The following is a 20,979-nucleotide window of genomic DNA, read 5'->3' as shown; positions in this document are numbered from 1 at the left end:
AGGGCATGGCGCGGCCGTGTCACACCGGCCGTCCGGCCAGGGCATGCGGTGCGCGCGAGCCCCGCTCGGGAACGGCCGCGCCGGGCGCGGCGCCGTCCTTCGTCTCCATCCTATCTCAGAAAGGGGCGGCGGGGCAGCGGCGGCAAAAAAGCGCGGGCGACCGGCCGGGCTGCCGGCGTCAGTGGCATTTCGTCGCGTGCGGGACACGCCGGGCCGACGTTCGGGCCCTCAGAAGCGCATGCCGGCAGAGCAGCCGCCGGCAGCCGCGCCGTTGGTCGCGGCGCCGCCGCAGCCGAGGATGCCGCAGCCGGACAGCGCGACGCTCGCGGCGACGAGCAGCGCGGCCAGCGTGATGCGCGATTTGCGTGACGGTTTCATGGGTGCGGGGCCTCCTTCGCGTGCACGAGCGGCGCGGGCCGGCTGGTCGAGCCTCACCGGCATCGCGCGAGCAGCCCTTCCAGCGCGCGATCGGGGATGCCGCTCGCGCGCAGCGCGTCCACCGTGCGGCTCACGTAGTCGAGCGTCGTGCCGTAGCGGCCGGCCGCGCAGCTGAACACTTCCTTGACGACGGGGTCGCTCAGCTTGCCGGTGTAAGTGGGTACGTCGCGGCGCATCACGAACGCGAGTGCGTTCACGCGTTCGCCGGTCTCGAGCGAGCACGGCAGCCACGCGGGCCGGTACGACCCCATCGGCATTTCGCGTTTCCACAACGTCTCGAGATGCGGCTGCGCGGTCGGGCCCGCGAGCCGGAATGCGATGCCCGAGCACGAGCCGCCGCGGTCGAGCGCGAGCACGAGGCCCGGCCGTTCGGGCGTGCCGCGGTTCACGCGCGACCACAGGTAGAGCCCGCGATGATAGCCGTGCACCTTGCCGCGCACGGCGGCGATGGTGGGCAGCCCGGGGTTCCAGATCAGCGAGCCATAGCCGAACAGCCAGAGATCCTGCCGGCCGTCCCAGTCGCGCATCGTGTGCGCGAGCGACGCGGCGAGCTCGTCTTCCGTCAGCAGCCGCCCCTCGCCGATCGACGGCGGGTAGGCGGGCGGCAGCATCGCGGCGTGGTGCATGGTGCGGACGACTTTACTGGTACGGGTTCGGAAAGCCCAGTTTCGCGAGGATGTCGACTTCGAGCGCCTCCATTTCGGCGGCGTCCTCGTCGCTCGTCTCGTGATCGTAGCCCTGCGCGTGCAGCGCGCCGTGCACCAGCAGGTGCGCGTAGTGGGCAGCGAGCGGCTTGCCCTGGTCGTGCGCTTCCTTCTCGACGACCGGGCAGCAAAGCACGAGGTCGCCGATCACGGTGCCGTCGGGCGCCGGGTCGTACGCGAAGGTCAGCACGTTGGTCGGGTAGTCCTTGTGGCGGTAGCCGGCGTTCAGCGTGCGGCCTTCTTCCTCGCCGACGAAGCGCACGGTGAGCTGCGCGCTCGCGAACAGCGCCGGTTCGATCCATTCGGCGATCAGCTTGCGCTTGGGAAGCGTCTTGCGGATGTCGCCGGTGATTTCGTCACCGTACTGCACGGACAGGTCGAGCTCCAGCTCGCGCACCTCGTTCGCCATTTCCGCGAGTTCCTCGTCGAGCGGCGCGGGTTCGGCACCCACGTGCAGCGTCACGCTGTCGTAGTGCTCGGGCTGCAGCGCGAGCTTCGCGCGCATCGCCGGATCGTTGTGCTGCGCGACGATCGCGACGGCGGCCTCGCCCGAACTGCCCGACAGGTCGAACATCAGGCTGCGGCCGTCGGGGAAGTCGATTCGAAGCCCTTGCGCGCTGACGGTCCGGGCCTTGCCCTTCGCATCGAACAGCGAGAGACGGGGGAAATCGGGCGCGGCGGACTGGTCGCGCCCGGACTTGCGAGAACGGGAAGATTTCATGACGGGTGCGGCGATTGGAACGCGTTGAGGATACACCAAACGGCCGATCGCTCCCGAATTCGAACCGGCCGCGCCCAAGCGAAAAAAGGCCCGGCGCGCCGTCGGGCGGGCCGGGCCGTCGGCCGGTGCGGCGCGCGGGCGCCGCCGGCTCGTTACGCGTCGCGGTGCTGCGCGTGGAAGTCGTCGTACGCTTCGACGATGCGGGCGACGAGCGGATGCCGCACGACGTCCGCGCTCGTGAAGCGCGTGAGCGCGATGCCGCGCACGCCGCCGAGCACCTGCTGCGCCTCGACGAGGCCGCTCTTGTGCCCGCGCGGCAGGTCGACCTGGCTCGTGTCGCCGGTGACGACGGCCTTCGAGCCGAAGCCGATCCGCGTGAGGAACATCTTCATCTGCTCGGGCGTCGTGTTCTGCGCCTCGTCGAGGATGATGAACGCGTGGTTCAGCGTGCGGCCGCGCATATATGCGAGCGGCGCGATCTCGATCATCTGGCGCTCGAACATCTTCGCGGTCTTGTCGAAGCCGAGCAGGTCGTACAGCGCGTCGTACAGCGGCCGCAGGTACGGGTCGACCTTCTGCGCGAGATCGCCCGGCAGGAAGCCGAGCCGCTCGCCGGCCTCGACGGCCGGGCGTGTCAGCACGATCCGCTTGACCTGGTCGCGCTCCAGCGCGTCGACCGCGCACGCGACCGCGAGGTAGGTCTTGCCGGTGCCGGCCGGCCCGATGCCGAACGTCACGTCGTGCGACAGGATCTGCTTCAGGTATTCGCGCTGCGCGGGCGTGCGGCCGCGCAGGTCGGCGCGCCGCGTATAGAGCTTCGGCGCGGGTTCTTCGTCCGGCAGGTCCGCGTCGAGCTGCACGACGGGCTCGTCGAACGGATGGTCGGGGTCGCCGCGAAAGCGCACGTCGATCGTGTCCTGACGGCCGTTGCCGGACGTGTGGCGCACTTCGACCAGCGCGAGCTGGATATCGTCGACCGACAGCGGATCGCGCGCGCGGTTGTAGAAGTTCTCGAGCGCCGCGAGCGCGAGCTTCGCGCCGCGCCCGCGGATCGTGATCCGGTGGCCGCGCCGCGCGAGCGTGACGTCGAGCGCCTGTTCGATCTGCCGCAGGTTCTCGTCGAGCGGGCCGCAGAGGTTGGCGAGGCGCGCGTTGTCGTCGCGCGGCGCGGTGAATTCCAGTGCTTGGACGGTCTTCAAAGTAGCGTCGGGCTCCTGTGGAACGTCAGTCGGTCAGTGGGTGGCCGCGCTCGCATCGTCGCTCACGAGCAGCAGCTCGCCGCGCAGCGAGTGCGGGTACGCATGGTTGATCTTCACGTCGATCATCTGGCCGATCAGGCGCGGGTGCGACGCGAGCGGCGCCGGGAAATTCACGACCCGGTTGTTCTCGGTGCGGCCCGACAGTTCGTTCGGGTCCTTGCGCGACGGGCCCTCGACGAGGATCCGCTCGACCTTCCCGACCATCGACTGGCTGATGCGCGCGACGTTTTCCTCGATGGTCGCCTGCAGATGTTGCAGGCGTTTGAGCTTGACCTCGCGCGGCGTGTCGTCGTGCAGGTTCGCGGCCGGCGTGCCGGGGCGCGGGCTGTAGATGAACGAGAAGCTGGTGTCGTAGCTCATCTCGTGCACGAGCGCCATCATCTTGTCGAAATCCTCCTCGGTCTCGCCGGGGAAGCCGACGATCATGTCGGTCGACAGCGACAGATCCGGGCGGATCGCGCGCAGCTTGCGGATCACCGACTTGTATTCGAGCACGGTGTAGCCGCGCTTCATCGCCATCAGGATGCGGTCGGAGCCGTGCTGGACGGGCAGGTGCAGGTGGCTCACGAGCTTCGGCACCTTGGCGTAGGTGTCGATCAGGCGCTGCGTGAATTCCTTCGGATGCGACGTCGTGTAGCGGATCCGCTCGATGCCGGGGATGTCGGCGACGTATTCGATCAGCGTCGCGAAATCGGCGATTTCGGTCGAACCGGCCGTCAGCGCGCCGCGATACGCGTTCACGTTCTGGCCGAGCAGCGTGACTTCGCGCACGCCCTGGTCGGCGAGGCCGGCCACTTCGGTCAGCACGTCGTCGAGCGGACGCGACACTTCGTCGCCGCGCGTGTACGGCACGACGCAGTAGCTGCAGTACTTCGAGCAGCCTTCCATGATCGACACGAACGCGCTCGGCCCCTCGACGCGCGCGGGCGGCAGGTGGTCGAACTTCTCGATCTCGGGGAACGTGATGTCGACCTGCGCGCGGCCGCTTTCACGGCGCGCGTCGATCATCTGCGGCAGGCGGTGCAAGGTCTGCGGGCCGAACACGAGGTCGACGTACGGCGCGCGCGACACGATCGACGCGCCTTCCTGGCTGGCGACGCAGCCGCCGACGCCGATCAGCAGGCCCGGCTTCGCTTCCTTCAGCTCGCGCACGCGGCCGAGGTCGGAGAACACCTTTTCCTGCGCCTTCTCACGCACCGAGCACGTGTTGAACAGGATGATGTCCGCGTCTTCCGGGGTATCGGTCTTTTCGAGGCCTTCGGCCGCATTGAGCACATCCACCATCTTGTCCGAGTCGTACTCGTTCATCTGGCAGCCGAAGGTCTTTACGTAAACTTTCTTGGTCATGGGGATTCGCCGTTCGCAGTGGTTGACCTGGGGGCGTCGTCAAGGGTGAATCGGGACGGCTGCTGCCGGTGCCGCGTGGCGGACCGGGGCGCGCGGCGCGCGTCGAGCGAGCATGTCGCGAAACCTCGCGAATGCGTGAAAAGCCGTCGGGAAAGCTTTCCATTATAGCTTTACGCGCCGTCGCGGGCGGGCGGCGGGTTGCGGCCGCGCGACGCCGCCGTGGCGCTCCGACCCCGATATGGCGGCGCGGCAAGCGTCAGCGGCACGCGTTCAGCAGGTCGTCGAGCGCTGCTTCCTCGCGCGCGAAGCGTTCGGCGAGGAAGTCGAGCAGCACGCGCACGCGCGGCGCCATGTAGCGCTTGCCGTGATAGAGCGCGTGCAGCGGCGCGTCCTGGTGCCGCCAGTCGGGCAGCAGCACGCGCAGCCGGCCGGCGCGCACGTCGTCGGCGATGTCCCACAGCGACTTCAGCGCGATGCCGTGGCCGCGCAGCGTCCATTCGCGGGTGAGGCCGCCGTCGTTGGTCTCGAACGCGGTCGAGACCTGCACCGTATGGGTCTGCACCTCGTCGCCGCGCGTGAAGCGCCACGTGTTCATGGGGCCCGACGCGATCGTGATCACGTTGCAGGGAAAACGAGCCAGATCGTGCGGATCGGCCGGCACGCCATGGCGCTCGACGAACGACGGCGCCGCGCACAGCACGCGCCGGTTCGCGGCGAGCCGGCGTGCGATCAGCGCGCCGTCGGGCGGGGCGGCGAAGCGGATCGCGAGGTCGATCTCGTCCTGCCACAGGTTCGACGACGAATCGGACGCCGTCAGCGAGAAGGTGACGCCCGGATGCAGCGTGGTGAATTCGTCGAGCCAGTCGAGCAGCTGGTTGCGGCCGAAATCGGACGTCGACGACAGCCGCACCTTGCCGGCCACCACGTTGCGGCCCTCCTGCAGCAGCGCGTGCGCGTCGTCGAGCGCCTGCAGCGCCTGCCGGCAGCAGTTCAGGTAGAGCCGGCCTTCGTCGGTGAGGCGCAGCTGCCGCGTCGAGCGCTCGAACAGCCGCGTCGCGACCTTCGCCTCGAGCTTCGCGAGGCGCGCGCTCGCGGCGGCCGGCGTGAGGTTCAGCTTGCGCCCCGCCGCGGACAGGCTGCCCAGTTCCGCCGCCTCGACGAACAGCCGGATGTCGCCCAGTCGATCCATCGGAATTTCCAGAATTTTTTGAAAATGGTTCAAATGCCGCGCCAATTATCAAAGATAGGCGTATTCGGGACAATGCGCGCACATCCCGCTTCTTGTGCGGTGCGGTACGGACCGGATGCCGCGTCCGCCGCCTTTTCGGAGAACGTCATGCCCATTCCATTACTGGCGCTCGCGATCAGCGCCTTCGCCATCGGCACCACCGAATTCATCATCATGGGACTCCTGCCCGAAGTCGCGCACGACCTCGCCGTGTCGCTGCCGTCGGCCGGCCTGCTGGTCACGGGCTACGCGCTCGGCGTCGCGGTCGGCGCGCCGCTGCTCGCGGTGCTGACGAGCCGCATGCCGCGCAAGGCCGCGCTGCAGCTGCTGATGACGATCTTCATCGTCGGCAACGTGCTGTGCGCGACCGCGTCCGGCTACGCGATGCTGATGGTCGCACGTGTCGTCACGTCGTTCGCGCACGGCTCGTTCTTCGGGATCGGCGCGGTGGTGGCCGCGTCGCTCGTGCCGGCCGACAAGCGCGCGAGCGCGATCGCGCTGATGTTCACGGGCCTCACGTTGTCGAACGTGCTCGGCGTGCCGTTCGGCACGTTCGTCGGCCAGCTGCTCGGCTGGCGCGCGTCGTTCTGGATCGTCGCCGCGCTCGGCGTGCTGTCGCTCGGCGGCGTCGCGCTGCTGGTGCCGAACCGCCACGACAGCGGGCCCGTCGGCCTCGGCCACGAAGTGCGGGTGCTCAAGGAGCCGCAGGTCTGGCTCGCGCTCCTGATGACCGTGCTCGGTTTCGGCGGCGTATTCGTCGTGTTCACGTACATCGCGCCGATCCTCGAAACCGTCACCGGTTTTTCGCCGCGTGCGGTCGCGCTGATCCTCGTGCTGTTCGGCGCGGGGCTGACGGTCGGCAACACGCTCGGCGGCAGGCTCGCCGACCGCGCGCTGATGCCGTCGCTGATCGCGATCCTGGTCGCGCTGATGGCCGTGATGGCCGTGTTCGCGAAGACGAGCCATCTGCCGGTCGCCGCCGCCGTGACCGTATTCGTCTGGGGGATCGCCGCGTTCGCGACGGTGCCGCCGCTGCAGGCGCGCGTGGTCGAAAAGGCCGCGAGCGCGCCGCATCTCGCGTCGACGCTGAACATCGGCGCGTTCAACGTCGGCAACGCGGGCGGCGCGTGGCTCGGCGGCCTCGCGCTGGGGCACGGCTTCGCGCTCGATGCGTTGCCGTGGGTCGCCGTCGCGGTGACGTTCGCCGCGCTCGTCGTCACGTGGTTCGCGATGCGGCTCGATGCGCGTGCCCCGGCGCGCGGCGCGGCACCGGCCGCGCATTGAGCGGTGCACCGGGCGGCGGTGTGCCGGCGCTATGGCGACAGGAAAAGGTTCGCGAGAAACGCATTCCTCCGCGATGCTGATAACGGTGTGAAGATAACTTCGTTTGCCGGGGCGGGGCCGGGTGATAGCGTCTCGATACGCGCCGTTCGTGGCGCAACCCGATTCCGGCTTACCCCATTCGCAGGGCCGCGCGGCGGCCCGGAGGCCATGCTATGTCTTCACCCCTGGCGCTGGTGCGCGACGTGTCTTCCTTCGAGTCCGGCAATGCCGCCGACGCGCGGACGTCCGCGTCGCTCGACGTCCTCGAGCAGGTCGTCGGCGTGAATCTCGCGCGCTTGCGCGCCGAGCGGCAGTTGTCGCTCGATGCGCTCGCGCGGCTGTCCGGCGTGTCGCGCGCGATGCTCGCGCAGATCGAATCCGCGCGCAGCGTGCCGTCGATCAAGGTGCTCTGCAAGATCGCCGCGGCGCTGAAGGTATCGGTGGCCGCATTCCTGCGTCGCCACGCGGTGAACGGCTTCGAGCACCTGGCGGCCGAGCGCGCGGCGCGCGTCGTCAGTTCGAACGGCCGCTTCTCGGCGCGCGCGCTGTATCCGGAAGGCGAGCCGGCCGCGGCCGAATTCCACGAGTTGCGGATCGCGCCGCTGCACACGGAACCCGGCACGCGCCGCGCGCCCGGCACGACGGTCAACCTGGTCGTCAGCGAAGGCACGCTCGAAGTCAGCGTGCACGATCGGCGCCAGCTGCTCGCGACCGGCGATGCAATCGTGTTCGACGCCGACCAGCCGTACAGCCTGCGCAATCCCGGCGACAGCGAGGCGCGCGCATTCCGCGTGACGGTGAGCCCGGAGGTGCCGCCGCGCTGGCTCGTGCCCGACGCCGCGCACGCGGCCGGCTGAGCGCGGGTCGCCGGGCCGGCGCCGGTTCCGTTCGGGACGGCGCGCAGGCCGGGTGCCGGCCGTTCGGACGATGCCGTTAGAACGAGTCGTCGGTAAGGTTTTAGGTGTGGTTCGCTGCGCGGTGCGCGCGGCTGATGTATGCTTGGCCCGCCGGTTCCGGGGTAGACCCCGGCCGGTAATCAGTGCGTCTTCAGGGCGGGGCGAAATTCCCCACCGGCGGTAGGCTGGCGAAAGCCGGCGAGCCCGCGAGCGCCCGCGCATCCGCGCGGGGTCAGCAGATCTGGTCGAATGCCAGAGCCGACGGTCATAGTCCGGATGAGAGAAGATGTGCAGATAGTCATGTCCGTCAGGGCCGCTTTGCCATGCGTGCGAAGCGGGTTGTCGTTCTGTCTGTTTGCAATGCCCTGAAACGTTTTTCGCCCAAATCATCATTGCGAGGAGCGTTTCACATGTCCTTCATGTCCGTTTCGTCGGCACCCGCCGACGCCTTTGCCGATCTCCCGTTGCTCGATTCCGAACCGGTGCCGCCGCGCATCGCCGCCGCGCTCGACGCGTTGCGCGCGGGCCGCGCGGTCGTGTTGCAGGACGATCACGACCGTGAAAACGAGGCCGACCTGATCGTCGCCGCCGAGCGCATCACGCCCGAGACGATGGCGCTCCTGATCCGCGAGTGCAGCGGCATCGTATGCCTGTGCCTGACCGACGACAAGGTCCGCGCGCTCGAGCTGCCGCCGATGGTGCAGACCAACGAGAGCCGCAACGGCACCGCGTTCACCGTATCGATCGAGGCGCGCGAAGGCGTGCATACCGGCGTGTCCGCGGCCGACCGCGTGACGACAATCCGCGCGGCGATCGCCGACGATGCGAAGCCGTACGACATCGTGCGCCCCGGCCACGTGTTTCCGTTGCGTGCGCAACCCGGCGGCGTGCTGGCGCGCCGCGGTCACACCGAAGGGACGGTCGATCTGTCGATCCTCGCCGGCCTGAAGCCGGCGGGCGTGCTGTGCGAGCTGATGAATCCGGACGGCACGATGACGCGCGGCGACGACGTCGAGCGTTTCGCGCGGCAGCACGGGTTGCCGATGCTGACGATCGCGGAGCTCGTCGAATTCCGCGAGGCGCTGGCGGCCGTGCGCGAGCGCTGCTGCGAGCCGGCCTGACGGCAGGTGTGGCGGGCGCGCCGATGCGCCCGCGGGACGGCGTGCGCATCGAGCGCGCGCCGGTCATGGCGATCCGGCGCGGCCGTCCGTCAGGACTGCACGTCGCCGAATTCGCCGCGCAGGCCGGCCGCGACGAGCGCCGGCAGTTCATCCATCCTGCGCATGATCCGCGTGATGCCCATCGCGCGCAGCGCGTCCGCGTAGTTGTCGGGGATGTGGCTCGCGCCGACGAACGCGATCGTCTTCATGCCCGCCGCGCGCGCGGCGTTCAGGCCCGACACGCTGTCCTCGACGACGACGCAGCGCGCCGGCGCGACGCCGAGCGTCCGCGCGGCGTGCAGGTACACGTCGGGGTAGGGCTTAGGCCGTGCGACCTGCTCGGAGCTGAACACGCGATCGCCGAAGATTTCGGTGAGCGAGGCGCGCTTCAGCGAGCTGCGCACGCGCACGAGCCGGCTGTTCGATACCACCGCGGCCGGCAGGCCGACCTTCAGCAGCGCGTCGCGCACGCCGGTGATCGGCGCGAGCGATTGTGCGAGACCGGTCTCGATGTTGCGCTCGACGGTCTCGATGAAGTTGTCGGGCATCCGGATGCCGAAATGCGCTTCGAGCCCGGCGAGAAAGCGCGACGTCTGCTGGCCGAAGGCGGACTTCGCGGCTTCTTCGAAATCGAGGTGAGGGAAGGTGGCGGACAGCGTGTCGAACAGCACGCGGTCGGCAATGACTTCGCTGTCGACGAGGACGCCGTCGCAGTCGCAGATAAGGTGATCGAGCATGGTGGTGAAGAAGCGGGGTGTCGGCGACGCCGAGCATCCCGCCATGATACGTGCTTTCGACGGTGCGCCGCGAACCGCTTGGCGCCTGCGTCCGGTCCCGGCTACGCCCTCCGTTGGCCGACACGCCGGCGCGAGCGAGGCCGGCGCGTCGTCGCTCGTGTGACGAAACGGGAGGGCGGAAGCGCGCGGCAACCGCGGCCGCGCGCCCAGGCTCGAGCTCGATCGAAACCGCGATCAGGCCATCGCGTGCAGACGCAGATACAGGCCGGCCGCCGCGGCGCCGCCGAGCAGCGGGCCGATCACCGGCACCCACGCATAGCGCCAATCGCTGTCGCGCTTGCCGGGAATCGGCAGCAGCGCGTGCATGATGCGCGGCGACAGGTCGCGCGCCGGGCTCATCGCATAGCCGGTCGGGCCGCCGAGCGAGATGCCGATGCCGAGCACGAGCAGGCCGACGGGCAACGCGTCGAGCGCGCCGAGACCGACCTGCGGCGACGCGAGGTACAGCACGCCGAGGATCAGCACGAACGTGCAGATCGCTTCGGTCAGCACGTTGTGCGTGGTGCTGCGGATGGCGGGCGCCGTGCAGAACACCGCGAGCTTCAGGTCCGCATCGGCTTCCTTCGCGAAGTGCTGGCGATACGCGAGCCACACGAGCAGCGCGCCGGCCATCCCGCCGAGCATCTGCGCGAGGATGTAGCCGCCGACCTTCGACCACGCGAACTTGCCCGCGAGCGCGAGGCTGATCGTGACGATCGGGTTCAGGTGCGCGCCGCTGAACGACGCGGTCACGTAGACGGCGACGAACACCGCCATCGCCCAGCCCATGACGATCACGATGAGGTCCGCGCCTTTGCCCTTGGTCTTCGCAAGCAGCACGTTGGCGACCGCGCCGTTGCCGAGCAGCACGAGGATCGCCGTGCCGATGAATTCCGCAATGTAAGGTGACATGTTGTCTCTCGTAGATGACGGCGGACTCGCGCGCCGCGCGGTCCGCCGGTGTTGTTTTATTTCGTTCGGATTGCTTCCGGTTCCGGCTGCTGCGGGTTACTGCGTGTCGTCGGCCCACGCCTTGGCGGCGCGCACCGCGCGTTGCCAGCCGGCCATGCAGCGCTCGACCTGCTCCTTCGGCATCGACGGCGAGAAGCGGCGATCGAGCTGCCACTGGCTGCGCACTTCGTCGAGGTTCTTCCAGTAGCCGATCGCGAGGCCCGCGAGGTAGGCCGCGCCGAGCGCGGTCGTCTCGGTGATCTGCGGACGCACCGCGTCGACGCCGAGCAGGTCGGCCTGGAACTGCATCAGCAGATTGTTCGCGCTCGCGCCACCGTCGACGCGCAGCTCGCCGATGCTGATGCCGGAGTCGGCTTCCATCGCGGCCAGCACGTCGAGCGACTGGTAAGCGATCGCGTCGAGCGCCGCGCGCGCGAGGTGCGCGGACGTCGTGCCGCGCGTGACGCCGAACACCGAACCGCGCGCCCGCGCATTCCAGTGCGGCGCGCCGAGGCCCGCGAACGCCGGCACGAGATAGACGCCGTCGGTATGCGGCACGCTCGCGGCGAGCGCTTCGATCTCGGCGGCCGTCTTGATGATGCCGACACCGTCGCGCAGCCACTGCACGACCGCGCCCGCGATGAAGATGCTGCCTTCGAGCGCGTACTGCACGTCGTCGCCGATCTGCCAGGCGATCGTCGTGACGAGGTTGTTCTTCGACTCGATCGGCTTGTCGCCGGTGTTCATCATCAGGAAGCAGCCGGTGCCGTAGGTGTTCTTCACCATGCCCGACGTCGTGCACATCTGGCCGAACAGCGCGGCGTGCTGGTCGCCGGCGATGCCCGCGAGCGGGATCTTCGACGCGAACACCGTGGTCTTCGTATGGCCGTAGATTTCCGACGACGCCTTCACTTCCGGCAGCATGCTGCGCGGGATGTCGAGCAGCTCGAGCAGCTCGCTGTCCCACTCGCGCGTGTGGATGTTGAACAGCATCGTGCGCGACGCGTTGGTCACGTCGGTCACGTGCAGTTCGTGCTTCGTGAAGTTCCACACGAGCCAGCTGTCGACGGTGCCGAAGGCGAGCTTGCCCTGGCGCGCCTTGTCGCGCGCGCCCGGCACGTTGTCGAGGATCCAGCGGATCTTGGTCGCGGAGAAGTACGAGTCGATCGGCAGGCCGGTCTTCGCGCGCACCTTCGCTTCGAGGCCCTGCTTCTTCAGCGAATCGCAGAAGTCGGCGGTGCGGCGGTCCTGCCACACGATCGCGTTGTAGACGGGCTGGCCCGTCTCGCGATCCCAGACGATCGTCGTCTCGCGCTGGTTGGTGATGCCGATCGCGGCGATCGACGTGCCGTTCAGGCCCGTGCGCGTGACCGCTTCGGCGGCGACGCCGGCTTGCGTCGACCAGATTTCCTGCGGGTCGTGCTCGACCCAGCCGGGTTGCGGGTAGATCTGTTCGAATTCCTTCTGGGCGATCGATACGATGTTGCCCTGGCGATCGAACAGCATCGCGCGGGAGCTCGTCGTGCCCTGGTCAAGCGCGAGGATGTACTGATCCTGCATGTCTCTCATCTCCATCCGTGGATTGGCGTAGTTGTGATGCGCGCCGCATGTTACGCGGCGCGTCGGTGAATCAACGTCGGTCAGACAATTGCAACTGCAAACGCATCACGCGTGCGGCGCGTGCACGGCGGCGAACCACGCGTCGACCGCGGCCGTCACCGCGTCGAGCGTGCCCGGCGTGACGTGCAGGCCGAGCTTCGAGCGGCGCCACAGCACGTCCTGCGCGCAGGTCGCCCATTCGACGTCGCGCAGGTAGCGCAGTTCGGCGTCGTGGATGCCCGGCGCGATTTCGGCGCCGAGGTCGGCGAGCGACGTCGCGCCGTCGACCACGCGTTCCGCGCGCGTGCCGTATGCGCGCGCGTAGCGGCGCGCGAGCGCGGCGGGCAGCCACGGATGGCGCTTCGCGAACGCGTCGGCGAACACGTCGAACTTCGCGTTCGCGATGTCGCCGCCGGGCAGCGGCGCGCCGGCCGTCCAGGTTTTCGCCTCGCGGCCGAGCGCGCTGCACAGCAGGTCGCCGGCTTCTTCCGCGAGCTTGCGGAAGGTCGTGATCTTGCCGCCGAACACCGACAGCAGCGGCGCGCCGGCGCCGTCGTCCATCTCGAGGCGGTAGTCGCGCGTGACGGCCGACGCGTTCGCCGCGTTTTCGTCCTCGAGCAGCGGGCGCACGCCCGAATAGGTCCAGTGCACGTCGGCGGGCGAGATCTTGCGCTTGAAGTAGCGGTTGATCGAATCGCACAGATACTGCGTCTCGTCGCGATCGATCGCGACCTTCGCGGGATCGTTCGTGTATTCGACGTCGGTCGTGCCGATCAGCGTGAAGTCGTGCTCGTACGGAATCGCGAAGATGATCCGCTTGTCCGGGTTCTGGAAGATGTACGCGTGATCGTGATCGAACAGGCGGCGCGTGATGATGTGGCTGCCTTTCACGAGCCGCACGCTGTGTTGCGCGCCGCGGCCGAGCGCGCCGTGCAGCACTTCCCCGACCCACGGGCCGGCCGCGTTCGCGACCGCGCGCGCGTGCACGACGCGGATCGAGCCGTCCGCGTGCCGCAGCCGGGCTTCCCATTCGTCGCCGCGGCGTTCCGCCGACACGAGCTTCGTGCGCGTGAGGATCTCGGCGCCGCGCTCCTTCGCATCGAGCGCGTTCAGCACGACGAGGCGCGCGTCGTCGACCCAGCCGTCCGAATAGACGAAGCCGCGCTTGATCGAGTCGATCAGCGGTGCGCCGGCCGCATGGCGGCGCATGTCGATGCCGCGCGAGCCGGGCAGCAGTTCGCGTTTCGCGAGGTGATCGTAGAGGAACAGGCCGATGCGGATCAGCCAGGCCGGCCGCAGGTTCGGCATGTGCGGCATCACGAAGCGCAGCGGCCACATGATGTGCGGCGCCGCGCGCAGCAGCGTTTCACGCTCCTGCAGCGCTTTGCGGACGAGGCCGAATTCGTTGTATTCGAGGTAGCGCAGGCCGCCGTGAATCAGCTTCGTGCTGGACGACGACGTGTGCGACGCGAGGTCGTCCTGCTCGCAGAGCAGCACCGACAGGCCGCGGCCGGCCGCATCGCGCGCGATGCCCGCGCCGTTGATGCCGCCGCCGACGACGAGCAGATCGTAGCGATTCGGTTGGGTCACCTGCTGTCCTTATCGTCTGATGGAAATGGGCGAACATGAAATGTTCGAATTCGAAATTTAACGAACGAAATCGAAAAAGTAAAGTTCGAAAAAGCGGGGCCAGTAGCGCGCGGCGCGATCCCGGACGATACTGGCGGAATCGACCGTTTCGCGAGGTGAATCATGCGTATTGGGATGTGGGCCGGTGCGTGCGCCGTCGTTCTGGCAGGGTGCGGCGCCGGTATGCCGCCGCTGGCCGGCAATTGGCGTGCGCCGTCGTTCGTCGACCTGCAGACGTCGTGCGGCGGCACCGCGCGCGACTGGGGCGCGGACGCGCAGCCGGTCTACGCGACGCTGTACGACGCGTATGTGGCGAAGCGGTATCGCGGGCTGACGCAGGCGAACTATTGCGCGTTCGTAAACGAACTTTCGACGCACTACGCGGCACCCGACGCGGCGGGGCGCGCCGGTTGGGTCGCCTATTTCAACGGCGCACGCGCGCAGGCCGTCAGCTGGCGGGCCGCGGTCGATCCGACGCTGCGCGGCGGCTGACGCGGCAAAGCCGCGGAAGGCGGGAAAACCGGAAAAGCGGCGCGGCCGGAAATCCGGCCGGCGCGCTCAGGTCAGGAACAGCGGAGCTTCAGGAATAACGGTATTTGATGGATCGCAGCGCGGCGTCGCCGGTCTCGGTCACGCAGTATTTGCGTCCCGATCCCAGCCCTTCGAGCCGGACGAGCTGCTGTTCGAGCAGCGCGTCGAGTTCATCCCGATCCATGTCGCCCTGGTCAGGGGCGTCCTTCACAAGCAGTAGCGTGGCGAATTCATGCGGACTCAGCATCGTTCTCTCCATGGCAATCGGTCTGCCCGCGCGGCCGGCGCGAACGCCGGTGCGCGATACCCCACGGGGTATGGCTTGGGGGGAAAGCTGTATTCGCCGGCCTTGGGATTCGCACACGCCTTGGCACGGGCGTATCGGGCGAACGGGCCGGGGAACTGGAGTCTAGTCGAGCGCGCGGGCAACGACAAATCGTGCCCCGTTAATTTTCAGTTTGACAGGGACGTATGCCGCAAGCGGTTCAGCCGGCGCGCCAACTTCTTGATTTCACTTGAAGTTTCAGGTGCGGTGCAGCATCGCAAGCGTCATTCCGCGACGTACACCTGGGTGCCAGCGTTCGCCACCGCATCGGCCATCTCCGGCGGCAGCGGCTTGTCGGTGAAGAGCGCATGCACCTGGCTCAGGTGTCCCTGGCGCACCAGCGCCGGGCGGCCGACCTTCGAGTGGTCGGCGACGAGGTAGACCGTGCGCGCGTGCTGCATGATCGCCTCGGCCACGCGCACCTCGCGCGTGTCGAAGTCGCGCAGCGTGCCGTCGGCCTCGATCGCCGACGTGCCGATGATCGCGTAGTCGACCTTGAACTGGCGGATGAAGTCGATCGCGAGTTCGCCGACGATGCCCTTGTCCCACGGCCGCACGATGCCGCCCGTGATCAGCACCTCGCAGTCCGGGTAGCCGCTCATCATCGACGCGACGTTCAGGTTGTTCGTGATCACATGGAGCCCGTGATGGCGGTTCAGTGCGCGCGCAACCTCCTCGGTCGTGGTGCCGAGGTTGATGAACAGCGATGCCTGGTCGGGGATGTGCGACGCGGCGAGCGCCGCGATGCGTCGCTTCTCGTCGTGGAACATCCGCTGGCGCGCGGTATACGACACGTTTTCCGAGCTGGTCGGCAGGCTCGCGCCGCCGTGATAGCGGCGCAGCAGGTTCAGGTCGGCGAGCCAGTTCACGTCGCGGCGGATCGTCTGCGGCGTGACCGCGAAGTGCGCGGCGAGATCGTCGACGGTCACGAAGCCGTCGCGCTGCACCCATTCGAGCAGTTCCTGCTGGCGCGCGTTGAGGGTGAGGCGGGGATCTCGGGTCATGGCTCGGCGGTCAGGTCGTGAGGCGGAGCGGGTATTGTAAGGGCGGGAAGGGCGTTCGACCGGCCTGCGGCGTATCGCTGCGCGGAATTCATGCGGAAAGTGTATGGATTCATGTGACAAATGAATTTGTGCGATCACGCGGATCGCGCTGCAATGGCGGACTGTCCGCGCGCCGGCCGTGCGTCCGGCGCGTTCATTCAGCTTTCGACGAGGTGGAACCGATGACTGGCTTCAACTGGCACAACCCGTATCCGACGACCCGCATTCCGGTGTTCGCGCGCAACGTCGTGTCGACGTCGCACCCGCTCGCGGCGCAGGCCGGGCTGCGGATGCTGTGGAAGGGCGGCAATGCCGTGGATGCGGCGCTGGCCGCGGCAGCCGCGATCACGGTGGTCGAGCCCGTGTCGTGCGGGCTCGGCGGCGATGCGTTCGCGCTCGTGTGGGACGGCGAGCGGCTGTCCGGGCTGAATGCGTCGGGCGTCGCGCCGGCCGCGTGGAACCCCGGCTACTTCCGCCAGCGCCACGGCGAGGACGCACGCGGCATCGCGAACAAGCCGACGCGCGGTTGGGACACCGTCACGGTGCCGGGCGTGATCGCGGGCTGGGAAGCGCTGCACGCGAAGTTCGGTTCGCTGCCGTTCGCGGACCTGCTCGAGCCGGCGATCGAGATCGCCGAGCGCGGCTATTCGGTGTCGCCGATCGTCGCGCACAAGTGGGCCGCCGCGGTGCCCGAGCTGCAGGGGCTGCCGGGCTTCGCCGATACCTTCATGCCGCGCGGGCGCGCGCCGCTCGTCGGCGAGCGCATGTGCCTGCCGGGCCACGCGCGGACGCTGCGCATCCTCGCGAAGGACGGTCCGCGCGCGTTCTACGAGGGCGCGCTCGCCGGGCAGATCGCGGCATTCGCGCGCGAAGGCGGCGGCGCGCTGACCGAAGCCGACCTGCGCGCGTACCGGCCGGAATGGGTCGAGCCGATCGGCAAGCGCTTCGGGCGGCACACGATTCACGAGATCCCGCCGAACGGGCAGGGCATCGCCGCGCTGATCGCGCTCGGGATCGCCGAGCATGCGGGCGTGGCCGAATGTCCGGTCGATTCGGCCGACTCGCAGCACCTGCAGATCGAGGCGATGAAGCTCGCGTTCGCGGACGTCTATCGCTACGTCGCCGATCCGCGCGCGATGGACGTGACGCCCGCGCAGATGCTCGACGACGCGTATCTCGCGGAACGCGCGAAGCTGATCGATCGCGCACGCGCGACGCACTTCGCTGCCGGCCGGCCGCATTCGGGCGGCACGATCTATCTGTCGGCGGCGGACGAGCGCGGGATGATGGTGAGCTTCATTCAGTCGAACTACATGGGTTTCGGTTCGGGGCTCGTCGTGCCGGGTACGGGCATTGCGTTGCAGAACCGCGGGCACGGCTTCTCGATGGACCCGGCGTCGCCGAACGTCGTCGCGGGCGGCAAGCGGCCGTTTCATACGATCATCCCGGCGTTCGTCACCGAGGACGTCGACGGCCGCACCGAGGCCGTGATGAGCTTCGGCGTGATGGGCGGCGACATGCAGCCGCAGGGCCATCTGCAGACCGTCGTGCGCATGCTCGGCTACGGGCAGCAGCCGCAGGCCGCCTGCGACGCGCCGCGCTGGAAGGTCAATCGCGACTTCACGCTCGACGTCGAGTCGACGATGAATCGCGACACGGTCGATGCGCTCGCCGCGCGCGGCCATACGATCAAGTCGATCGACGATCCTTACATGGATTTCGGCTCGGGGCAGTTCGTGTGGCGGCTCGATCGCGACGATCCCGAGCGCGGCTACGTGGCCGCGAGCGACAGCCGTCGCGACGGCCTCGCGGCCGGTTTCTGACGGAACGCTTCCAGTCCAGTCTTGCGCTCGACGGGCGGCCGGATGGCCGCCCGTTTTGCTTGACGCGGCGGATCTCGTCGAACGTGCGCGAACCGGTTCGAACAACTCGTCTAACGAACCGCAACATGCGCGGCGGAACTGCGCCCGTCGGGTATGGTCAGTGCTTTGAAGCACGAACATAAAAGTCCGGCTAAGATGCCAAGATGGTTCGGCCGGACCAACTCACTAAAAATGCAAGCAAAACGTCGCCTGCGGGCGCGCCGGGCCCGTGCCGAAGATCGGGGCCGGCCGCCGGCCGCGCGACGACTGGGAGCGCACCACCATGCCTACTGAAACGACGCATGTCATGCCGTGGCGTATCGAGGACATCGACCTCAACCGGATCGATCGTCAGCGCGCCGCCGCGAACGAGGATCTGCTGCTGTTGCTGTGCGCGTCGTCGTTCATCGAAAGCGGCTCGGATCTCTACACGAGCAACCTGAGCGAGTTCTTCAACGACGATCCGGAAGTGTCCGCGTGGCTCAACACGGCGTGGGAGCACGAGGAACTGCAGCACGGGCGCGCGCTGAAGGCGTACATCGCGCACGTGTGGCCCGAGTTCGACTGGGATACCGCGTTCGCGAATTTCTTCGCCGAGTACTCGAAGACCTGCTCGGTCGACGCATTCGAGAAGACCCGCGCGCTCGAGATGGTCGCGCGCTGCGTCGTCGAGACGGGCACGGCCACGCTCTATCGCGCGATCAACGAATGCTCGGACGAGCCGGTGCTGAAGGAAATCACCGACAACATCCGATCGGACGAGGTGCGCCACTACAAGCACTTCTTCAAGTTCTTCAAGAAGTACAACAAGCTCGAAGGCAACGGCCGGCTCGCGGTGCTCGGCGCGCTGACGCGCCGCGTGCTGGAAATCAAGAACGAGGATTCGGAGATCGCGCTGCGCCACGTGTTCGCGATCCGCTACCCGGACCGTGTCGGCGACAGCCAGTACAACCGCGAGCGCGTCGCGCGCATCAGCTCGCTCGTGCGGCGCAACCTGTCGGCCGACATGTGCGTGAAGATGCTGCTCAAGCCGCTCGACCTGCCCGCCAAGATCCAGCCGAGCGTCCACTATCCGCTGACGAAGATCACGCGGCACGTGTTCATGCGCTGATCGTCACCGCGCGGTCCGGCGGCGCGCGTATGCTTCGGCATCATCGTCTGCTTTTCACCGGGCCCGCCATCATGACCGATACCCATCGCCACGCGCTCGAACAATGGACGTTCGACGCGTGGCCGCCGGCCGTCGTTTCGCTGTTCGACGGCACCGCGCTCGAACGCCATGCCGACTTCGCCGCATCGCTGATCGTCGCGACCGACGATGGCCAGTTGCGCACGACGCTGCTCAGCGTCGGCGAGATTCATGCGCGCGACGCGCACACGCTGCTGCTTGCGCTATGGCCGCAATCGCGCGCGGCGCGCGCGCTGGCGCAACGGCGCGCGGCCGCGTTGACGCTCGTCGCGGACGGCGCATTCTTTCAGGCACAACTGAGGATCGAGCCGCTCGAAGGGGACTTCGGCGGACTGGCCGGGTTCGCCGCGACGATCGCGCATGGCGATGCGCAGCGGGTCGGCTATGCGCGTCTCGCGACGGGCGTCACGTTCGCGCTGGAAGGGCAGGCGCGCGCCGAGGTGCTCGCGCGCTGGCAGCGCCAGGTCGAGCACCTGCGGCGCGCGGCCGCGCGGCTTCAGTGACCGCGCTGGCCGCTGCGCGACGAACGGTTGCGGTTGGCGTGCGCGGCGTTGCCGTTCGCCGGACGCGCGCCGTTGCCGCCTGACGGGCGACCGCCGCCGCCACCGGCATTGCCGCTCGCGCCGCCGGCCGCGCGCGGCTTGGCCGCCTTCGCGGCCTTCGGTTGCGCATTGCCGTCGCGCTTCGCGGCCGGCTGGCCGGCGCCGCCTGCACGCGGCTGGCGATTGCCGCCGCCGCCGTTGCCGTTGCCGCCGCGCGGCTGCTGCCCGCGGCGTTGCTGGATCGGCTCCGGCTTCGCGTTCGGATCGGGTTCGAAGCCCGCGATCACTTCCTGCGGAATCTCGCGCTTGATCAGCCGCTCGATGTCGCGCAGCAGCTGCTTCTCGTCGACGCACACGAGCGACACGGCTTCGCCCGTCGCGCCCGCGCGGCCCGTGCGGCCGATCCGGTGCACGTAATCCTCCGGCACGTTCGGCAGGTCGAAGTTGACGACGTGCGGCAGCTGGTCGATGTCGATCCCGCGTGCGGCGATGTCGGTCGCGACCAGCACCTGCAGCGTGCTGTTCTTGAATTCCGCGAGCGCGCGCGTGCGAGCCGACTGGCTCTTGTTGCCGTGGATCGCCATCGCGCTGATGCCGTCCTTCGTCAGCTGTTCCGCGAGCCGGTTCGCGCCGTGCTTGGTGCGCGTGAACACGAGCACCTGGAACCAGTTGTGTTCGCGGATCAGATGCGTGAGCAGCTCGCGCTTGCGATCGCGGTCGACCGGGTGGATCTTCTGCGCGACGCTTTCCGCGGTGGTGTTGCGGCGCGCGACCTCGATCAGTGCGGGCGAATCGAGCAGGCTGTCGGCGAGCGACTTGATCTCGTCGGAGAAGGTCGCCGAGAACAGCAGGTTCTGGCGCTGCGGCGGCAGCTTCGCGAGCACGCGCTTGATGTCGTGGATGAAGCCCATGTCGAGCATCCGGTCGGCTTCGTCGAGCACGAGGATGTCGAGATCCGACAGATCGATCGTCTTCTGCTGCATGTGGTCGAGCAGACGCCCCGGCGTCGCGACGACGATGTCGACGCCGCGCTTGAGCGCATCGATCTGCGGATTGATGCTGACGCCGCCGAACATCACGGTCGAGCGCAGCTTCAGGTATTTGCTGTATGCGCGCACGCTTTCCTCGACCTGGGCGGCGAGTTCGCGCGTCGGCGTGAGGATCAGCGCGCGCACCGCGCGCTTCGCGCCGCGATGCTCGGCGTAGAACGTGTGCAGGCGCTGCAGGATCGGCAGCGTGAAGCCGGCGGTCTTGCCGGTGCCGGTCTGTGCGCCGGCGAGCAGGTCGCCGCCGCCGAGGACGGCGGGGATCGCCTGTTGCTGGATGGGAGTCGGCGACGTGTAGCCGAGCTCGTTGACCGCCTTGACGAGCGGTTCGGCCAAGCCGAGAGATTCGAAAGACATAGATACCACTCTTGAGTTTTATGATCGGCGACGCCTCGCGCGGCCCGCGCGGG

21 protein-coding genes and 1 riboswitch are annotated in these 20,979 nt (G+C 68.5%); of the genes, 7 read left to right on the top strand and 14 right to left on the bottom strand.

Annotated elements, in window-relative coordinates; genetic code table 11:
• Positions 1 to 228: 228 nt before the first annotated feature.
• The 7 genes from WS46_RS36025 to WS46_RS36020 all read right to left on the bottom strand — a co-directional run bounded on the left by WS46_RS36025 (position 229) and on the right by WS46_RS36020 (position 5,873).
• On the bottom strand, positions 229 to 378 hold the full coding sequence (locus WS46_RS36025; RefSeq protein ID WP_179949148.1) for a hypothetical protein: 150 nt from the start codon (positions 376 to 378) through the stop codon (positions 229 to 231).
• A gap of 53 nt (positions 379 to 431) precedes the next feature.
• Positions 432 to 1,064, bottom strand: coding sequence for a gamma-glutamylcyclotransferase (locus tag WS46_RS11895; protein WP_059528127.1), 633 nt, complete (start codon positions 1,062 to 1,064; stop codon positions 432 to 434).
• A gap of 13 nt (positions 1,065 to 1,077) precedes the next feature.
• On the bottom strand, positions 1,078 to 1,863 hold the full coding sequence (gene ybeY / locus WS46_RS11890) for an rRNA maturation RNase YbeY (RefSeq protein ID WP_059528125.1): 786 nt from the start codon (positions 1,861 to 1,863) through the stop codon (positions 1,078 to 1,080).
• 152 nt (positions 1,864 to 2,015) lie between these two features.
• The gene (locus WS46_RS11885; protein WP_059528122.1) at positions 2,016 to 3,062 is read right to left on the bottom strand and encodes a PhoH family protein; all 1,047 of its coding nucleotides are present in this window, start codon (positions 3,060 to 3,062) and stop codon (positions 2,016 to 2,018) included.
• 33 nt (positions 3,063 to 3,095) lie between these two features.
• Positions 3,096 to 4,469 (bottom strand): tRNA (N6-isopentenyl adenosine(37)-C2)-methylthiotransferase MiaB, encoded by a 1,374-nt coding sequence (gene miaB / locus WS46_RS11880; protein WP_059528119.1) that lies wholly within the window; start codon positions 4,467 to 4,469, stop codon positions 3,096 to 3,098.
• Between the two features lie 256 nt (positions 4,470 to 4,725).
• Positions 4,726 to 5,658 (bottom strand): LysR family transcriptional regulator, encoded by a 933-nt coding sequence (locus tag WS46_RS11875; protein ID WP_059528117.1) that lies wholly within the window; start codon positions 5,656 to 5,658, stop codon positions 4,726 to 4,728.
• A gap of 29 nt (positions 5,659 to 5,687) precedes the next feature.
• Positions 5,688 to 5,873, bottom strand: coding sequence for a hypothetical protein (locus WS46_RS36020; RefSeq protein ID WP_162499717.1), 186 nt, complete (start codon positions 5,871 to 5,873; stop codon positions 5,688 to 5,690).
• Here WS46_RS36020 and WS46_RS11870 point away from each other — a divergent pair.
• The 3 genes from WS46_RS11870 to ribB all read left to right on the top strand — a co-directional run bounded on the left by WS46_RS11870 (position 5,806) and on the right by ribB (position 9,037).
• Entirely contained in the window at positions 5,806 to 6,981 is a 1,176-nt protein-coding gene (locus WS46_RS11870; RefSeq protein ID WP_059690679.1) for an MFS transporter, read from the top strand. The genes WS46_RS36020 and WS46_RS11870 overlap by 68 nt on opposite strands.
• 212 nt (positions 6,982 to 7,193) lie before the next feature.
• On the top strand, positions 7,194 to 7,877 hold the full coding sequence (locus tag WS46_RS11865; protein ID WP_059465738.1) for a helix-turn-helix domain-containing protein: 684 nt from the start codon (positions 7,194 to 7,196) through the stop codon (positions 7,875 to 7,877).
• A 182-nt stretch (positions 7,878 to 8,059) separates the two neighbouring features.
• Positions 8,060 to 8,208, top strand: a riboswitch (FMN riboswitch).
• Between the two features lie 118 nt (positions 8,209 to 8,326).
• Entirely contained in the window at positions 8,327 to 9,037 is a 711-nt protein-coding gene (ribB, locus tag WS46_RS11860; protein ID WP_059690639.1) for a 3,4-dihydroxy-2-butanone-4-phosphate synthase, read from the top strand.
• Positions 9,038 to 9,126: 89 nt separating this feature from the next.
• On the opposite strand, the gene WS46_RS11855 is transcribed toward ribB, so the two are convergent.
• The 4 genes from WS46_RS11855 to glpD all read right to left on the bottom strand — a co-directional run bounded on the left by WS46_RS11855 (position 9,127) and on the right by glpD (position 13,992).
• On the bottom strand, positions 9,127 to 9,813 hold the full coding sequence (locus WS46_RS11855) for an HAD family phosphatase (RefSeq protein ID WP_059528111.1): 687 nt from the start codon (positions 9,811 to 9,813) through the stop codon (positions 9,127 to 9,129).
• Positions 9,814 to 10,047: 234 nt separating this feature from the next.
• On the bottom strand, positions 10,048 to 10,764 hold the full coding sequence (locus WS46_RS11850) for an MIP/aquaporin family protein (RefSeq protein ID WP_059528107.1): 717 nt from the start codon (positions 10,762 to 10,764) through the stop codon (positions 10,048 to 10,050).
• 96 nt (positions 10,765 to 10,860) lie between these two features.
• A complete protein-coding gene (gene glpK, locus WS46_RS11845) occupies positions 10,861 to 12,363 on the bottom strand; it encodes a glycerol kinase GlpK (protein ID WP_059465737.1) in 1,503 nt (500 codons plus the stop codon).
• Positions 12,364 to 12,468: 105 nt separating this feature from the next.
• Complete coding sequence (glpD, locus tag WS46_RS11840; RefSeq protein WP_059690638.1) at positions 12,469 to 13,992, bottom strand: glycerol-3-phosphate dehydrogenase; 1,524 nt, start codon at positions 13,990 to 13,992, stop codon at positions 12,469 to 12,471.
• A 162-nt stretch (positions 13,993 to 14,154) separates the two neighbouring features.
• Here glpD and WS46_RS11835 point away from each other — a divergent pair, with 162 nt between their 5' ends.
• The gene (locus tag WS46_RS11835; protein ID WP_059528100.1) at positions 14,155 to 14,523 is read left to right on the top strand and encodes a hypothetical protein; all 369 of its coding nucleotides are present in this window, start codon (positions 14,155 to 14,157) and stop codon (positions 14,521 to 14,523) included.
• 88 nt (positions 14,524 to 14,611) lie between these two features.
• Here the strand turns inward: WS46_RS11835 and WS46_RS11830 are convergent, their stop codons facing one another.
• On the bottom strand, positions 14,612 to 14,809 hold the full coding sequence (locus WS46_RS11830) for a hypothetical protein (protein ID WP_040144790.1): 198 nt from the start codon (positions 14,807 to 14,809) through the stop codon (positions 14,612 to 14,614).
• A gap of 302 nt (positions 14,810 to 15,111) precedes the next feature.
• On the bottom strand, positions 15,112 to 15,891 hold the full coding sequence (locus WS46_RS11825; protein ID WP_044846783.1) for a DeoR/GlpR family DNA-binding transcription regulator: 780 nt from the start codon (positions 15,889 to 15,891) through the stop codon (positions 15,112 to 15,114).
• A gap of 221 nt (positions 15,892 to 16,112) precedes the next feature.
• Between WS46_RS11825 and WS46_RS11820 the strand changes: the two genes are divergently transcribed.
• The 3 genes from WS46_RS11820 (at position 16,113) to WS46_RS11810 (ending at position 19,484) form a co-directional block, all read left to right on the top strand.
• Entirely contained in the window at positions 16,113 to 17,753 is a 1,641-nt protein-coding gene (locus WS46_RS11820) for a gamma-glutamyltransferase family protein (protein ID WP_059690637.1), read from the top strand.
• 322 nt (positions 17,754 to 18,075) lie between these two features.
• Positions 18,076 to 18,903 (top strand): ferritin-like domain-containing protein, encoded by an 828-nt coding sequence (locus tag WS46_RS11815; protein WP_059528332.1) that lies wholly within the window; start codon positions 18,076 to 18,078, stop codon positions 18,901 to 18,903.
• Between the two features lie 71 nt (positions 18,904 to 18,974).
• Entirely contained in the window at positions 18,975 to 19,484 is a 510-nt protein-coding gene (locus WS46_RS11810) for a hypothetical protein (protein WP_059690636.1), read from the top strand.
• Here WS46_RS11810 and WS46_RS11805 read toward each other — a convergent pair.
• Positions 19,478 to 20,926, bottom strand: coding sequence for a DEAD/DEAH box helicase (locus tag WS46_RS11805; protein ID WP_059690635.1), 1,449 nt, complete (start codon positions 20,924 to 20,926; stop codon positions 19,478 to 19,480). The two genes, WS46_RS11810 and WS46_RS11805, sit on opposite strands and share 7 nt — an antisense overlap.
• Positions 20,927 to 20,979 lie beyond the last annotated feature (53 nt).

It is taken from the genome of Burkholderia sp. RF4-BP95 (genome assembly GCF_001521985.1).
GTDB lineage: Bacteria > Pseudomonadota > Gammaproteobacteria > Burkholderiales > Burkholderiaceae > Burkholderia > Burkholderia diffusa.
The sequence above is the reverse complement of the archived record's forward strand: the minus strand, read 5'-3'. Positions and strand labels throughout refer to the sequence as shown.